The 17,578-nt window shown below is 41.9% G+C and carries 11 protein-coding genes; all 11 read left to right on the forward strand.

The annotated features are described in order from the left end of the window. Positions 1-54 precede the first annotated feature (54 nt). The 11 genes from DWW52_RS03025 to DWW52_RS03075 all read left to right on the forward strand — a co-directional run bounded on the left by DWW52_RS03025 (position 55) and on the right by DWW52_RS03075 (position 17,574). Positions 55-3,384 carry a SusC/RagA family TonB-linked outer membrane protein gene (locus DWW52_RS03025; protein WP_118714295.1) on the forward strand — a complete coding sequence of 1,110 codons (3,330 nt, stop codon included), beginning with the start codon at positions 55-57 and terminating at the stop codon, positions 3,382-3,384. A 22-nt stretch (positions 3,385-3,406) separates the two neighbouring features. Further along, a complete protein-coding gene (locus tag DWW52_RS03030) occupies positions 3,407-4,861 on the forward strand; it encodes a RagB/SusD family nutrient uptake outer membrane protein (RefSeq protein ID WP_118713977.1) in 1,455 nt (484 codons plus the stop codon). Between the two features lie 18 nt (positions 4,862-4,879). Further along, complete coding sequence (locus DWW52_RS03035) at positions 4,880-5,662, forward strand: DUF4843 domain-containing protein (protein ID WP_118713978.1); 783 nt, start codon at positions 4,880-4,882, stop codon at positions 5,660-5,662. Between the two features lie 24 nt (positions 5,663-5,686). Then, positions 5,687-7,108: a hypothetical protein gene (locus DWW52_RS03040; protein ID WP_118713979.1), complete on the forward strand. Its 1,422-nt coding sequence runs from the start codon at positions 5,687-5,689 to the stop codon at positions 7,106-7,108. A gap of 283 nt (positions 7,109-7,391) precedes the next feature. Next, complete coding sequence (locus tag DWW52_RS03045; protein ID WP_118713980.1) at positions 7,392-7,931, forward strand: sigma-70 family RNA polymerase sigma factor; 540 nt, start codon at positions 7,392-7,394, stop codon at positions 7,929-7,931. Positions 7,932-8,430: 499 nt separating this feature from the next. Further along, positions 8,431-11,490, forward strand: a complete 3,060-nt coding sequence (locus tag DWW52_RS03050) for a SusC/RagA family TonB-linked outer membrane protein (protein WP_118713981.1) — start codon at positions 8,431-8,433, stop codon at positions 11,488-11,490. Positions 11,491-11,512: 22 nt separating this feature from the next. Further along, positions 11,513-12,946 carry a RagB/SusD family nutrient uptake outer membrane protein gene (locus DWW52_RS03055; RefSeq protein ID WP_118713982.1) on the forward strand — a complete coding sequence of 478 codons (1,434 nt, stop codon included), beginning with the start codon at positions 11,513-11,515 and terminating at the stop codon, positions 12,944-12,946. A gap of 20 nt (positions 12,947-12,966) precedes the next feature. Further along, positions 12,967-13,743 (forward strand): DUF4843 domain-containing protein, encoded by a 777-nt coding sequence (locus DWW52_RS03060; protein ID WP_118713983.1) that lies wholly within the window; start codon positions 12,967-12,969, stop codon positions 13,741-13,743. Positions 13,744-13,763: 20 nt separating this feature from the next. After that, positions 13,764-15,176, forward strand: a complete 1,413-nt coding sequence (locus DWW52_RS03065; RefSeq protein ID WP_148315318.1) for a hypothetical protein — start codon at positions 13,764-13,766, stop codon at positions 15,174-15,176. A gap of 126 nt (positions 15,177-15,302) precedes the next feature. Continuing rightward, entirely contained in the window at positions 15,303-15,806 is a 504-nt protein-coding gene (locus tag DWW52_RS03070) for a hypothetical protein (RefSeq protein ID WP_118713985.1), read from the forward strand. Between the two features lie 559 nt (positions 15,807-16,365). Continuing rightward, positions 16,366-17,574 carry an ATP/GTP-binding protein gene (locus DWW52_RS03075; RefSeq protein WP_118713986.1) on the forward strand — a complete coding sequence of 403 codons (1,209 nt, stop codon included), beginning with the start codon at positions 16,366-16,368 and terminating at the stop codon, positions 17,572-17,574. Positions 17,575-17,578 lie beyond the last annotated feature (4 nt).

The raw sequence follows: 17,578 nt of genomic DNA on the forward strand, positions 1-17,578 counted from the left end.
GGAAGATCAACGAGGGGTCTTCGAATGTTTTTAATGAACCTAAACAGATTGAAAATGAGAAAAAACGTGTCTATGAAATTTGCCAACAAATACCGGTGGATTCCGAGAGTGTGTCTGCTGTTTTGTTGCCTGATTTTACACAGCCTTTCGGGTTTTTGTGACTCTCCGTCACCGAAATTCGACGAGAAAACTCCGTTGAACCTGAAATTCGAAAATGCCACGATGTTGCAGGTTTTGAATACATTGAAAAAGGAGACATCACTTGATTTTGTCTATAACCACGAAGAAATAAAAGGTATTCCTCTCATCACGAGAGAATTTAAGAATGCTACGGTGCGGGAAATTCTGGATTATTGTTTAAAGAATACCCCCTACACGTACACGCTTGTCAATGATGTCGTTATTATTAAAAAGCGACAAGAAGTCAAAGGCGTGGATAAGGTTACAGTAACGGGAGATGTGAAAGATGCCGACGGCAATCCGCTTCCGGGAGCCACGGTTTTGTTGAAAGGAACTTCTTTTGGGGTGGCCACGGATAGCGAGGGAAAATTCAAGCTGGAAATTCCCGTGCAGAAAGAGATGGTGTTGATTTTCAATTTTATCGGGATGGAAAGTCAAACTTTTGCGATCACCAAATCTGAAGAGTTACACGTTGTGCTGAAAGAGGATACCCGTGAATTGGAGGATGTTGTTGTTACCGGGTACTACACGCAGGCCAAGAACGCGTACACGGGAGAGTTGACCACGGTGAAGGGGGAGGATTTGTTAAAGGTGTCCCCGACAAATGTTATTCAGGCTTTAGCGTCTTTGGTGCCGGGTTTACGAATAGTAGAGAATAACGAACAAGGGTCTAACCCGAATGCCATTCCCGAGATTTTGATACGAGGGGCCAATTCTATCATGACCGAGAATCAGGCTGACGTGAACACGCCCTTGATTATGCTGGATGGAGTTGAGATTTCGATAGAAGAATTATATGATTTGGACATTTATGATATTGGTCAGGTTACCGTGTTGAAGGATGCTTCTGCCGCGGTGTTATATGGGGATAAGGCTGCCAGTGGGGTTATCTTGGTCGAGAGAACGAAAGTAAAGGAGGCCAAACCCCGTTTAACTTATAATTTCACGCCTAATTTCAGTTACCCGGATTTGACCTCTTTGCGCTTGTGCAACGCGGAACAAAAACTGGAACTGGAGCGTCTGGCCGGACTATATGACGAGGTGAATGGTAGTCTTGATCCCGCTTATTATTATAAATTGGATAATATTCGCCGGGGAGTTTACACGGATTGGCCCTCTAAACCGTTGCGTTGGGCTTTTTCGCATAATCATTCGGTAACGTTGACCGGAAGGGGAAACGGGATCGAGTACCGGGCTAGCGGTACTTTTAGAGATTCTTACGGTGTGATGAAAGGAGATAACCGCCGGAATTACGGTGCTAATTTCTCTTTCGCGTATCATTTGACCAATAAATTAACGTTTAATTATCGTTTTGCGTTCACGATGACGGACAGTAAGGCAAGTCCTTATGGCGATTTCTCGACTTACACGAAATTAAACCCGTATAATCCGGTGCGTGACGAGTATGGGGAATACATTAAACTTTACTATTTTGATCCGTTGCTGCAAAATGCTAATGATTCCCGGAATCAGGGAAATCCTTTGTATGATGCCACTTTGTCCAGTTTTAATAAAGGACGTAACAAGTCGTTTTCGAATTATTTGAGTATGCGTTGGGATATCCAGAAATCCTTTTTTATCACGGGTGATATTAACGTGAGCATGAACGATTCGTATAGTAAAGTATACGTGTCTCCCGACGATTCTTCTTTCGAGGATAAGTTTTTGAACCAGAAAGGTTCCTATTCTTTCACGCATAACGAGAGTACGAACTGGGCCGGAAAGATCGCATTGAATTATCGATTGCCTTTGAATGAAGCGGGAAACACCGTGTTGACCCTTAACGTGGGTTCCGATTTCAAGATGGGGAATTCCTCTACTATATCGACTAAAGCTGAGGGATTTTTGAAAGACGGGATGACTGATATTAAATTTGCCTCCCAATACGCGTCCACTCGCCCGTCCGGGGGAGACAAAAAAACGAGAGAAGTCGGTTTTTATGGCACGGGTAGTTTCGAGTTGTTGGGACGTTATTTCTTGAACGGTTCGTATAAATCGGCCGGATCGTCCCGTTTCGGAAGCGAGCATCGTTTTGCCCCAGTATGGTCGGCCGGTATCGGTTGGAATGTCGATAAGGAGAGTTTCATGGAAAACGTGAGTTGGTTGAACATGCTACGGTTGCGTTTTAGCGTGGGTTCTACTGCCAACGTGACCTTCTCTCCCTATCAGGCGATGACGACTTATAATTACACGACGGATTTGATTCATTACGCCGGGATCGGGGCCGTGCCGATCACGATGGGGAACCCGGATTTGAATTGGCAGATCACGATGAAGTACAACTGGGGGCTGAGTGCCACGTTGTTCAACGAGCGGGTTAATATTGATGCCAGTTATTATAAAAACAAAACAAAAGATGCTTTGATGCCTATATCTTTACCCTGGTCTGTGGGAGTTTCTTCCGTGCAGGTTAACATGGGAAAACTGGAAAACTCGGGGTACGAGTTTGCCATTTCTGCTCACGTGATCAAGCAAAAGGGATTGTTTTGGATGGTTACGGTAAACGGTTCTCACGTGATGGATAAATTGACGAATATATCGACCGCCTTGAAATCAATAGAGGTAGCCCAGTCATTGGGAGCCCGTCCCTCGTTGATGTTCCAGGAAGGTGGTTCTCAGTTCGGAATCTATGCCATGCGTACGGCCGGGATTGATCCGGCTTCGGGCAAAGAACTATTTATTAATAAAAACGGGGAATACGCGTTCAATTACGACAAGAATGAACGGGTAGAAGTGGGAAACACGAATCCTATACTGGAGGGAAGTATTTTCTCGACTATTTCGTACAAGGGATTTTCCTTGAACATAACCACCGGTTACAAGTTCGGGGGAGACGCTTATAACAACACGTTAGCCGATAAGGTGGAAAATATCAACCCGTGGGAAAACGTGGATCGGCGGGCTTTTACCGATCGGTGGAAAGAACCGGGGGACTTGAAGCGCTTCTTGGGTATACCCGAAAGTCAAAGTGATAATAAACGTTATTCCGAACGTTTCGTGGAGCGGGACAACTTGTTTGAAATTCGGAATATTTCGATTGCCTACGAGTTTAAGCCGGAATGGTTGAAGAAATTGGGAGTTAAGCGCTTGAACGTCGGTTTCGGGATGAGCGATATCGCCCGTTTTTCTTCGATGAAACTGGAGCGGGGAACTTCTTATCCTTTCGAAAGGAGCTTTAATATTACGTTCAGACCGACTTTTTAGTAAACAGTAAATCAGAAAGCGTATGAAAAAGATAATAATTCTACTGTGTATACCGTTCTTCTTTATTCGGTGTGATAGTTTTCTGGACGTGAATCCGGATTCGGAGGTGGTGAATAAAGATATGTTCAACACGGCAAGCGGTGTTGAAGATGCACTTTACGGCGTGTACATGACCATGGCGACCAAGGATATGTACGGTCGGTTGATGTCAACGATGATACCGGAGATTCTGGGGCAGAATTTCACTTCAACTTATCAATACCTGCCTTATCTGGGACGTTTCGAATACGAGCGGAGCGAGACTAGAAACATGTACAAGAATATCTGGAAAACCAGTTATTTGACGATTAGTTACCTGAATAATATTATCGAGAATCTGGAAGAAAAGAGTGAGAAGGATTTTCGCCATTACAACCTGTATATGGGTGAGGCTCTGGGATTAAGAGCCGCGATACATTTTGATTTGTTGCGATTCTTTGCCGTGCATATCACCTCCACGAACGAGGCGGCGAAAGCGAAGGCAATTCCTTACGTGACGGAATATGATTTCAAAGTAACCCCCTATTCTTCGGTGGAAGAGGCCTACGGGAAGATTATCACGGAACTCAAGAGGGCGGAAGGTTACCTGACGGAAGACGAATCGTTGATGCCGGCTAACCGCGTGGGGAACGAGAAAGGATTTACCGGGGCCCGGGTGTTACATTTTAATCTTTATGCCGCACAAGCGATGTTAGCCCGGGTGTACTGGATGAAAGGCGACATGGATAATGCCAAAGTGTACGCGGATAAGGTCATCCGGTCCGGAAAATTCCGTTTTGTCAGTAAAACTTCATTGGGGACGTTTATGCAAAAAAACGTGTCGATGGACGAGACAATATGGGGATTGTATAACGCCGAAGTGTATTCCGACTGGTTGACCTCGCATATCCGGCGGCAGGGACTTGGTGATCTCACCACGGATTTCAAAAGCATTTACGCTTACGAAGGTCCCTTGGGAAAGAAGGATTATCGTTGGGACAGCTGGTTCGGGACTTATGACCGGAGCGGTAATACCGTGGATATACTCGTGAAGATCATGGGACCGGTTTCCGACACGACGTCACTCAACACGAGTTATAGTGGTGGTCCTTACCTGGGAACAAGTATGGTGCGTATTCCGGAAATGTATTATATTATGGCAGAGGCTTTACTGGGAGAGGGGGACGTTACGGGTGCCACGGTTTATCTGGATTCCGTGGTAAGTGCCCGGGGAATGGAGAAATTTGCAGAGAGGATACCCGCTGTTAATGTAACGTTGGATAGTATCATGGTGGAACGTCGGAAAGAGTTTTTTGGCGAGGGACAATGGTGGTTCTGTTTGAAGAGATTGAATCGTTCTATCAAGCTAAGCGGTACTACCGGAACGATTATTCCCGGTAGCGACAAGATTTACGCATTGCCGCGACCCGTGGAAGAGGAAGATTATCGTCCTGAATAACAACTAAAATAGAGCGTTATGAAAAATAAATATCTACTATATATCGGAATATTCCTTTGCATGGGGATATGGGCGTGTAGCAACGATGCCGTGTACTATAACGTGAACCAGAAAAGATCTATTTATTTCACGTGGGATCGTTATAATTCAGTCACGAAGACGCAAAGCGACACCGTGTTCTTTAGTTTTGCTCTCTACAACGAAACGGAGTACGAGTACAAGGTCCCGATCAAAGTGGCCGGTATGCCTATTGATGAGGAACAGGCTTACGAGGTGGAAGTTTTGGCTGACTCTTCGACAGCCGTGATAAACAAGCATTTCAAATTCGGTAAATTGGTTGTACCTGAAAATAAAGTAGACGGGGAATTATCCGTTATACTGGAACGTACGGAGGATATTATGAATAATCCGGTAATACTTTATTTCAAGTTTAAGGAAAATGACCATTTCAAACCGATTGCCAATAATTATTACCGGTTGTCGATCGTGGATGGTGCTCTACCGGAACCCCAGTGGTGGGCTCCTAATTTCTTGGGTGTATACGCCCAGAACAATGATCGACTTTATCGGAAGATGTTGGAATATTTTTGGCAATTGGAAGAGTTGAAACCGATTTTCTTCAAGGAAAAAGTGGAAGAATTCGGGTTGTACTTGGAAAATGCTAACGCGGGATTCTACCAGTTGAAAGGAAATATCATTTGGATCAATTACGTGTTCAAGCCTGCTTACGAGTTTTATAGCGATCCGGCAAATACTTACGAGGGGTTTAAGATGGTAAATCCGGACCGATTTATCCGCTAAACTTTTAAAATTAATTGGTAAGTTATGAAAACAAAGTTATATATAATCACACTGTTATGTTTCATGGTTGGACTGTATTCCTGCTATGATGACGATTCAACCTTGGGAAAGAAGGAGGTGTCGCAGGTGACTATTTCTGCCGCTCATGATACCCTGACGACTTCTTTCGGGGAGGAACTCGTGATAAGTCATTTGAATATAGAGCAATCCGGGAAAGAGTTACCTTTGACTTATGAATGGGCGTACGGGCAACTGGATATTTCCAGTGGTGTCGTGAAGCCTTACCCGATCAAGGATACGTTGCACGTGGTGTCTACCGATCCTGAACTCCGGTATGCATTCCGGGATTTGGGGACTTTCGGTTTACGCTTGAAGGTTGATAACGGGGAAACGACCAGTTTTAAATATTTCATCTTGCAGATTGATACCGAATTTTCGGAGGGTATCACCATTTTAAGCCGGGATAATGTCGGGAAAGGACGTGTATCTTTTATGAAGACGTTGACCAAGGAGGAGATCGCTTCGGGAAAACTTCCGGCTTTTCGTACGGATATCATGGAGATTGCCAATCCCGGAATGGAATTGGAGAACGTGACGGATATGGTCCAAAACGGGGGACGGCTAATGATCAGTTCGGGAAGTAACGGGAGAATTTATAACATGGATTCCCGCACGTTTGACGTGGAAACGGCTACTTCGTTCACGAGTAAATTCCCTAACGCGAATGTCAAACAATTCGTGGCAATATCGGCTTACAGTAATATGCACGTGTTATCGGAAGACAACAGGGCTTATGTTTACGAGACAGATATGGACGAGTTGTTAGTGTTGGGAGCTTTTGTGAATCTGGAGGTAGATGCCGGGGTACGCTATAATAAACCGGTTTTTATAAATTACGAGAATTCAACCTTGTATGCCCCCAATACTTCAAGTGGTATTGTCACCAGTGGGGCGATCTTTACGGATTATGATATCGTGAATGCTTGTTTTGTAAACACTTACTTGTACGTGTTTGCCACTTATAAGAATGATCCGTTACACGTTTATCTGGCTCGAACCACGGCTTCGTTTGGTAAACCTTCTGCGGCTAATATCGTGGATTACAAGAGTGTGCGATCTATTTGCTTGGATCGCAATTCAATGATGGTAGGTACGAAAGTGTATAATTGCATTTACTACACGTACAATAATGCCATTTATCGTTGGGATCCCACTCGCGAGTTGCCGACAACATCTTCTATTACGGTTCCTGATGGAATGGAAATAACAACGATTTCAGTTGATCCGGATCAGAAACTTCTTTACGTCGGGTTGTATGAAGCGAATAGCACGAAGGAGTTGAAGGGGAGTTTATATATTTATAATGCGGATACCGGGGTTTTGGTTGAAAAGTATAGCAATGTAGCGGATAAGCCTGTTCAAGTGCTTTACAAGGAACGGGTTTAAAATAGATGTTTGTGTGAAATGATTTATGAAAATCGTGGAAAGGCTTGAATTGTCTTTCCACGGTTTATGTCGTAAATATCATTTGTTGCGCTTGTTGACGCAATCTAAAGCAATGTTGGCAAATAAGAGATTATTCTCTGTTTGTAGAATTAACATTTCGATTGTTTGAAAAAAGAAGTTTTTTATGTATTTTTGAAATAGTATTGATTGTGACAAATGGTGTTTTTTTCAATCTGAGTTGTAATTTTTCAATTCTCGAAACGTGTTGTAAATATTGATTTTAATGGAACAAAAAGCTTTATACGGTAGTTTTGTGAAAGGGGATGAAAAAGCCTTGGAGTCGTTGTATGATCATTATTTTGCAACGCTGAGCGTTTACGCGAGTCGATTTTTGCATGAAGAAGATGTTTGCGTGGATATCGTGCATGAGAGTTTTATAAGAACTTGGGAAAAGCGGAAACAGTTCACGTCATTTCAGACGATTGTCGGTTACCTGTATACTTGCGTGCGGAATGCCTGTCTGAATGAATTGAGGCATCTGGATATAAAAAATAAAGTCTTGTTACAACAGCCTTCAAGTCTGGACATCGAGAACGAGATCATAGAGCATGAAGTGAAACGGATTATCTGGGCGGAGATCGCCAAGTTATCGGGCGATTATCATGAAATCATGGCCATGAGCTTGGAGGGGTATTCCACAAGAGAGATATCAGAGGAGTTGGAACTTTCCGAACAAACGGTCAAGAATAAGAAGAGCGAGGCACTGAAACAACTTCGTAAAAACATGGGGCCTTATCAGTGGTGCTTGCGGCTTTTTTTTTAGCGGGTCATCTTTCCGTGAGCATACTGTCTTTTATACTCGATAGTATTACCTGGATTTTATCGAATATGGAAGACAAATTCGGGAATATTTTATACCATGTGCTCAAAATTTGTATATCTCTCTGATTCTTTTGACAAAAGGGGTGTTTTTTTTGTTTTTTTAGTTGGAAAATTTGCAACTCTCTTATTTTTTCTTCCCTATTCTTGCAAATTACTAAAATAGTTGTATTTTGAATTGATGGTTTTTAATTATTCTATTACTTTTGTTTCTCGTGTTTCTAAGTATTTTTGAGAAACCGGAAAGTGATGAAATTTACGCGACAGAAAGTGAATGGATGATATAAAAAGTTCCTGTCATGTCGTTGATTATGGTGTAAAAACGTTTTTTTTGTCTTGTACGGGGTTGTACAATTAAGGTAGTGACCGTTATTTGATAATATGTTTGAAATATGGATTGATTGTGGCATATTTTGCATGAGCGTATTTAAAGGTAAAATTAGATGAGAATTGACTTGGTATTGATGTTCGGCAGTAGATGTCGGGAGGTTGTGAGGTATTTTCTGCTGGTTTGTTTCGTGTGCCTGACAGGGGGATCCGTGTCGGGGCAGGCTCATTCTCCTTTGGTGACGATCACGGGTGAAGTGAGAGATGCCGACGGGGAGCTACTTCCGGGCGTGGCGATCGTGCTGAAAGGAACTTCTTTGGGATGTGCCACGGATGGTAGCGGAAAGTTTAAGTTGGGAATTCCCGAACAGAAAGAAATGATCCTGCTTTTTAGTTTTGTCGGGATGAAAACTAGGGAGATCATGGTGACAAAATCCCAACATCTTCGGGTGACTCTGGAAGAAGACACGAAAGAACTGGATGACGTGATTGTAACCGGGTACTACACGCAGGCGAAGAATGCTTTTACCGGGGAATTTACCGTGATCAAGGGTGAAGATTTGATCCGTGTGTCGCCGACCAACCTGCTGCAGGCGTTGTCTATACTGACTCCCGGTTTGAAAATCTTGGAGAATAACGAGGCGGGTTCCAACCCGAATGTCGTGCCCGAAATCCTGATTCGTGGAGCGAGTTCGATCATGACAAAAGATCAGGCCGGGGTGAACACACCCTTGATCATGCTTGATGGGGTGGAAATATCTGTCGAGGATTTGTACGATTTGGATATTTACGATATAGAGAAAGTTCTCGTGTTGAAAGACGCTTCCGCTGCCGTGCTTTACGGGGAGAAAGCGGCGAATGGCGTGATACTGGTAGAACGTGTCAGGGTGAAGTCCGACAGGATGAAATTCAATTACAACTTTGCGCCTACGTTTAGTTTTCCGGATTTAACCTCTCTTCGCTTGTGTAATGCCGAGGAGAAGCTGGAATTAGAACGTTTGGCGGGACTTTGTGACCGGGTGGACGGTAGTCTCGATCCTGCCTACGATTACAAGTTGGAGAATATTCGCAGGGGTGTCAATACGGATTGGGCGACCAAGCCGTTGCGGAATGCTTTTACTCAAAGTCACTCGGCCACGATGACCGGACGGGGAGGCGGGATCGAGTACAAGCTAACCGGGCGTTTTTCCGATGCTTACGGGGTGATGAAAGGAGATTACCGCCGAAATTACGGGGTCAACGTTTCTTTATCGTACCACTTTGCCCGTAACTTGTTGGCAAATTATCTACTGTCGTATACCATGACGGATAGCAAGAATAGCCCGTACGGGAGTTTCGCGCAATACACGAAGCTGAATCCCTATAACCCGGTTTATGACGAAAACGGGGATTATATCAAAAATTATTATTTCGATCCGGTGAACCGGACGATTGATCGTCACGTGAACCCGTTGTATAATGCCACGCTTGCCAGCTTCTCGAAGAGTCAGAATAAAGCGGTCACGAATTATCTTTCATTGCGATGGGATGTTGCCGAGAATCTGTTCGTATCGGGTGAGGTCAGTGTCCGGCAGAGTGATAGCTGGAATAAGGTGTACGTGTCGCCGGAGGATGCCAGTTTCGCTTTACAAGAATTGCCTCAGAACAAGAAGGGTACCTACACGGCGCTTTCAAACGAGAGAACGAATTGGAGGGGCAAGTTGGTACTGAATTATCGCTTGTTGCTGAATGACATGGGAACCACTGTTTTTGCCCTGAGCGCGGGTTCGGATATCGGGAAAGATAAATCGTCGACGATGCAGGTGAAGGCGGAAGGTTTCCTGAAAGACAAGATGACTGATATTAAATTTGCCTCGCAATATGCCACGACTCGCCCCTTGGGTGGAGAGAAGGAATCGGCGGAAGTGGGCTTCTTCGTGAACGGTAGCTTCGATTTGTTAGGGCGTTATTTTATCAACGGTTCCTACAAAACGGCAGGTTCTTCCAAGTTCGGCAGTAAACATCGGTTTGCCCCGGTATGGTCCGCGGGTATCGGTTGGAATCTTCACGAGGAGAATTTCATGAATCTGAATTGGTTGGATGTTTTACGTTTACGATTTAGTGTCGGATCGACGGCAAACGTTACCTTCACGCCTTATCAAGCGTTGACCACCTATCTTTACGATCCCGATCTGATTCATTACGGCGGTATGGGTGCCGTGCCGATCACGATGGGGAACCCCGATATGAAATGGCAGGTTACGCTGAAATATAACTGGGGATTGACGGCTTCCCTGTGGAAAGATCGGGTGAACGTGGAGGCCAGTTATTACGTGAACAAAACCAAGGATGCCTTGATGCCCCTGACGTTACCCGCTTCGGTTGGCGTTTCGTCCGTGCTGGTGAACATGGGTAAATTGCAGAATTCGGGTTACGAGTTTTCGGTTTCGGCCAAGTTGTTGAAAAAGAACGATATGTTTTGGATGGTCATGGTGAACGGTTCGCACGTGTTTGATAAATTGACCAGTATTTCGGACGCCTTGAAAGCGGAGAACATGGCAGCCTATTATGGCGTGAAACCTCAGCCGATGTTCGTGGAAGGCGGGTCTCAATTCGGGATTTATGCCATGCGTTCAGCGGGTATTGATCCGGCTTCCGGTTTGGAAGTATACATCAAGAAGAACGGGAATTACACGTTTACTTACGATAAGAACGAACGGGTGGAAGTGGGGAATACCAATCCTTTGCTGGAAGGTAGTCTTTTCACGAGTTTTTCTTACCGGGGATTCTCGTTGAATGTCTCTGCCACGTACAAGTTTGGTGGTGATATTTATAACACGACTTTAGCGAATAAGGTGGAATATATTGATCCCTACCGGAACGTGGATCGCCGGGCTTTCACCGAGCGGTGGAAGAAACCGGGTGATCTGGTTCGTTTTCTGGGAATCCCGGAAAGCGTGAGTGATGAAAATCGTTTTTCCGAACGCTTCGTGGAGCGGGATAACACGTTTGCTATCACGAGCGTCGTGCTGAATTACGAGTTTAATCCCGGCTATTTGCGCAAGATCGGGATTAAGAAACTGAATCTGGGAATAGGTGTTGCCGACATCGCCCGTTTCTCCTCGGTGAAACAGGAACGGGGTACGGAATATCCCTTCCAACGGACTTTTTATATCACGTTTAGACCGACATTTTGATAATTGATAAAGACAGAGAATGATGAAAAAAATATTATTGCTATCGTGTGTATCTTTATTCTTCTTGGGATGCGGGAATTTCTTGGATATAAACCCCGAATCCGAAGTCGTGAACGATGATATGTTTAGCACGGCGGAAGGTGTGGAGGATGCGTTGTACGGGGTTTACATGTCGATGGTGAAGGAGGATATGTATGGTGGGGATATGTCGGTTTTGATTCCGGAATTGCTGGGACAGAATTTTATTACGGATGATGGATATTTGACCTATGTTTCGAGTTTAAATTTAGCGGCACCGTCTGCGAGGTATATTGTAAAGGACATGTGGATAGCTAGTTATCTAATAATTAGTTATTTGAATAATATTATTGATAATCTGGAGAATAAAAGTGTAAAAGATTTTAAGTATTATAATTTATATCGGGGTGAAGCGTTAGGATTAAGAGCGGCAATTCATTTTGATCTATTACGTTTGTTTGCGGTTCATATTAAATCTACGGATGAAAATGCTAAGACAGAGGCAATTCCTTATGTAACGAAATATACTTTCAAAGTTACCCCGTTTTCCTCTGTTGAGGAGGTGTATGCAAAAATTATTGCAGATTTGGAAGAAGCGGAGAAATGTTTGAGTGAAGATGAGACTTTGATGCCGGATGTCCGGAAGGGTAAGGAAACAGGTTTTACGGGAGCTAGAGAATTACATTTTAATTTGTATGCTGCACAGGCTATGTTGGCAAGGGTGTATTGGATGAAAGGGGATTTATCTAATGCAAAAAGGTATGCGGATAAAGTAATTCGGTCCGGGAAATTTCGATTTGAGAGTATAGAAAACTTGGCAACTTTTATGAAGCGGAGAGTTTCGTTATCCGAGACAATATGGGGATTGTACACGACAAAGATAAGTTCTTATTTGTATGATAGGCATGTTGTAAAAATGACTTTAACTCTTCCAAGTGGCTGGAATTCGATTTACGATGATTCACAAGGTCCCCTGCCGGGAGTAGATAAACGTCGGTCAGCTTGGTTTACAACATTAGATAATAACGGTCAAGCAAAAAATATATGTACTAAAATAATGGATGAGAAAAATGATATTTCCGCCTATACAAGTGGGGCATATTTAGGCTATAGTATGATTCGGATTCCTGAAATGTATTACATTATGGCAGAAGCATTATTGGAAGAAGGGGATAGCAAGGGTGCACGTGTATATCTTGATTCGGTTGTAGCTGTTAGAGGGATGATTAAATTTGCAGATCGAGAGGTTGGACGGGAAATTACGCTGGATGATATTATGAACGAACGTAGAAAAGAGTTATTCGGGGAGGGACAGTGGTGGTTTTGTTTGAAACGGTTGAATAGGGATGTTTATGTTCATGCTTTGGGCACAACCTTGAAAGGAAGCGATAATATATATACTTTACCTCTACCGAGTGAAGAACTTGATCCTCGTTGAATAGAAAAGAATAATGGCCTATGAAATTTAAATATTTAATATATCTTGGTATTACTTTGTTGCTGGGGGCTTGCTCGAACAGGGCGATTTTTTACGATCCTGATCAGAAAAGGAGTATTTATTTTTATTGGGATCTTAGTAAATTTGTTTCGCATGTGGCTCCGGATACCATGTTTTTTAGTTTTGCAATTTACGAAGGAAAAGAGTGCGAATACCATATACCCGTGAAAAGTATGGGTATGCCAGTTGACAAAGATCAACATTTTGATGTGGAAATTGTTTCAGATTCTACGACAGCAGAACTAGGAAAACATTATGAATTTAGTTCCTTGATTATTCCGAAAAATGAAGTTGATGGGATTTTATCCCTAAAATTAAAACGTACGGAGGATATTGTGGACCATCCTGTTATTCTTTATTTAAGATTTAAAGAAAATGATAATTTCAAACCTATGGAAGACGATTATTATTGTCTTTCAATTATTGATGGAAAACTAGCGGTTCCGGTATGGTGGTATGCTGTTTATTTTGGAGAATACAATAATAATAATGATAGATTATACCTTAAAATATTAGAGAATTTTTGGGCATTAGAAGAGTTAAAACCTATGTTTTACGCTGAAAAGGTAAAAGAGTACGGACAATATTTGGAAAAGGCTCCGGCCGGATTTTTCCAATTTCCCGGAAATATCATTTGGATAAAATACGTGTTTAAACCTGCTTACGATTTTTATTGTGATCCGGCGAATACATATGAAGGTTTCGCTATGGTGAATCCTGACCGTTTTATTCGTTAAACGTTGATAAGACATGATCTATGAGAATGAGATATTTAATTGAAATAATATGTTTTGCCTGCTTGGTGTTATGTGCTTGTTTGGATGATCACACTTCATTAGGTGACCGGGAATTGTCTGAAATTACAATCTCGGCGGATCGTGACACGTTGACCGCTTATTTTGGCGAGGAGTTTGTGATGAAATCTTTGCAGGTGGAACAATCCGGGGAAGAGTTACCTCTAACTTACGAGTGGAGTTATGGAACATTGAATTTAGTGAATGAGGAAATGGCTTCTTACCCGATTAAAGATTCTCTACATGTTGTATCACATGATCCGGAACTTAAATACGCTTTCCGGGAGTTGGGTACTTTCGGGTTACGTTTAAGAGTAGAGAATGGACAGACCGTTCGATATAAATATTTTGTTTTACACGTTGATACGGAGTTTGGTGAAGGTATTACTGTTTTAAGTCGGGATGAAACAGGAAAAGGACGAATCTCTTTTATGCGGCCCCTCACGAAAGAGGAAATAAACGATGGAGAAGAACCTGTTTTTCGTACGGATATAATGGATTTGATCAATCCGATGATTGAAATGGAGGATGTGACAGATATGGTACAAGCGGGTAATCGCTTGTTGGTTTGTTCCGGAAACACGGGGAGAATATACAATATGGATTCCCGTACGTTTGATATTGAGGGCATGACTTCATTTAAAGGGACCTTCCCCGGATGTGCTTTTATCAATTTTGCGGGAATTTCCTCGCAAAATAACATGTATCTTGTTTCCGAAGATAGACGTGGATACGTGTATGATTTTATGCTGGACGAATTGGTTTTGACTGATTATTTTGAAGAGTTGAATGTTGATGCAGCCGTGGCATGTGATAAACCGATATTTGTTGATTACGAGACCTCTACGTTTTATTCCCCTAAAACGGGAGGTGTGAATAGTTCTTTAGCCAGGTATGCAGATTTTGATATTTTGTCCATTTGTCCCGTGGGAACCAAGATGTACGTGATAGCTACTCATAAACTGATGCCTTCTTACCTGTATTTGTCGTGGACGACTTCCTCTTTGGGAAATCCCACGATTTTACATCTTTATGATGCTTCTCTCCCGATAAAAGTGAACCGGAATACCTTGCTTGCTGGAAGTAATCCATGTGAATGCTTGTACTACACTTGTGATGACGGAATATATTGTTGGGATCTGAAACAAAAATTACCGACAACACCCGTGATTCAGATTCCTTCGGGTATGGAAGTAACCAGCCTATCAATGGATGCGGAAGAGAAGTTACTGTATGTTGGTTTATACGAGAAAGACAGGGTAGGAGAGCTGAAAGGTCATTTGTATATCTACGATGTGAAAACAGCTGTTTTAGTAAACAAGTATCATGAAATAGCGGATAAACCGGTAAAGATTGTTTATAAAAAACGAGTGTAGTAAAACTTGCAACATAAAAACACAAATTATTATTTGCATTAATACTCTTGAAAGTTAAATACAATTATTAACTTTGCTAACGACGTGTAAGCGTGTTTTATTTAATAATCAGAAAAATAAAGGGGCATGAAAAGAGTTTTTTTTGTTATTCAAATTTTAGTTCTTACAGTTGTGTTTTCAGGAGGAAATCGGGACATCGAGGCTGGTAATATGAATATGCCTTCATTTCCTTCACAGGCACAAGATCAGGGGTATTATTCTCAATTGGAACGGAATGGTAATTTTTATTTGAAAGATCATACTTGGTTAAGAAATGGAGAAAATCATATCCAAGTGGGGATTTCATATTCTATGGTAGCAGCCATCGGAAATAAAGTTACTTTTATTTCTCCGGCTAAGGCGGTAGGTGATACTTTCGTGAAAAATGAATTATTAGCGGAAATAGAAGGAGTTGGTGGAACAACCAATTTATATGCTCCCTGTGCCGGCGTTATAAAGGGAATTAATCCCATGATAGAAACGCCTTATCAAATGCAACCTAATCAAGTTTGGGTGTACAAATGTCATTTAAAAAGAGATCAACTAGGTCCCTTGATGGATGATCAGGAGTATGCTGCGGCACTTCAATAAAGGTATTAATTGATTTTTTCTTTGCTTCATCCTATTGTTTTTTTGTTTTTACAGGAATCCTTTAATTGGGGAGAAACAATATGTATTTACAAATAGTAATGTATTTGTAAATACATACTTGGTCTTACATCTATTCCTTATCTTTTCGTTATACTATCGTCAAAAGAGGCTTATATAGGAACGAAGAGATAAGGAAGATTTGTCGAAGAGATATCGAATAGATGTAAGACCAAGTATGACGCAAGAGTGGACATTCTCAGGGAAATGTGTAAATTTCTTCATGTTGAATTTTAGGTAATTTCGAGCCGAATTCATGTCTTGATCCGTGATTAAAGACAAGATAAAGACGAGACATAGACGAGATATAGCCAAGTGAAGTCGTCTTTGTGCTATATAAGGCATGTCGGTTTGCGTGTCGTGGTTGCTTATCTTTTTTTAATTACCTTCTGATTTCTTCTTGGTCTGGTTAATTTCACGTGTGAATTCAATATACAAGTGTTGGTTTGTTTGTTTAATTTCGTATATTTGCAAAATATATGCATGATTGATATATTGAAATATGATTTTAGAGTTTAAATATAGGAATTTTAGATCGGCCAAGGATTGGCAGGTATTAAGTTTTGAAGCCTCTTCTGATAAGGTTGCCGAGCAATATTACACGACTGTAATTAATGATACGAGGATTCTGAAACTTGGTATTCTTTATGGTGCTAACGCTTCCGGTAAAACGAACGTGCTTTTGGCTCTTGACTTTTTGCGCAAATTAGCTATTTCTCCTAAAATTAATAAAACCCAGCCTATTGGATTTACTCCGTTTTTGTTGGATGATGTTACAAAGAAAGAGCCCGGGATTTTTGAGTTGATCTTTTTCGTGGAGGAGGTAAAGCATATTTACTGTATAGAAGTGAATAATGGGGCCGTGTTGAAGGAAACATTAAAGTATTATCCGGGTAAGCAACCGGCGGAAGTTTTTTCTCGTGTTACGATTAATGGAATTACTCGAATTCAATTGGGGAGTAAAGTGAAATTAAATGTTGCCGAACAAGAGAAATTGCAGGTAAATACGCTTAGTAATATGAGCGTGATTTCGGCTTATGCCACGGCAAACTTTATATTTCCCGAATTAGAACGTGTATATAATTATTTTCAGAAACAATGGTTACCCGTGTTGCTACCTCAAATAGACCTGAAAACTTGGGCTACAGGAGAGGTTGAAGCGGAGAAAGAAAACAAAGCTTTCTTGCTGGATTTGTTGCATCGTGCTGATTTTAATATTTCGGGTTTTGATGTTCAACAAAACGAGAATGATAAGAAAAATACGGAATTGATGTTCGAACATACTATTTCTATTGCCGGGGAAGCTTCCGTGCATTATCTGCCTGACACGCTTGAATCGGCTGGAACAATGCGTTATTATGGTTTGGGAACCATACTGAATACATTGTTGGAAAGGAATGCTATTATACCCGTTGACGAGCTTGAGAACTCTTTACATCCGGATTTATTCTTTCATTTTATTAACTTATTCTTGGTTAATTCGACACGTTCTCAGCTCGTTTTTAGCACGCATAACCTCCAATTATTGGATACTGATGATTTGCGTAAAGATGTGGTTTGGTTTACCGAGAAACGAGATGACGGTTCAACGGAATTATTTTCATTGGATGATTTTAATATTCGCAATGGGGTATCATTTCTGAACGCCTATAATGCGGGGAAATTTGGAGCTAAACCCATGTTAGGTAGTATTTTTATACCTAAAAAATGATAGC

Origin of the sequence: Odoribacter sp. AF15-53 (genome assembly GCF_003479425.1) — a bacterium.
GTDB lineage: Bacteria > Bacteroidota > Bacteroidia > Bacteroidales > Marinifilaceae > Butyricimonas.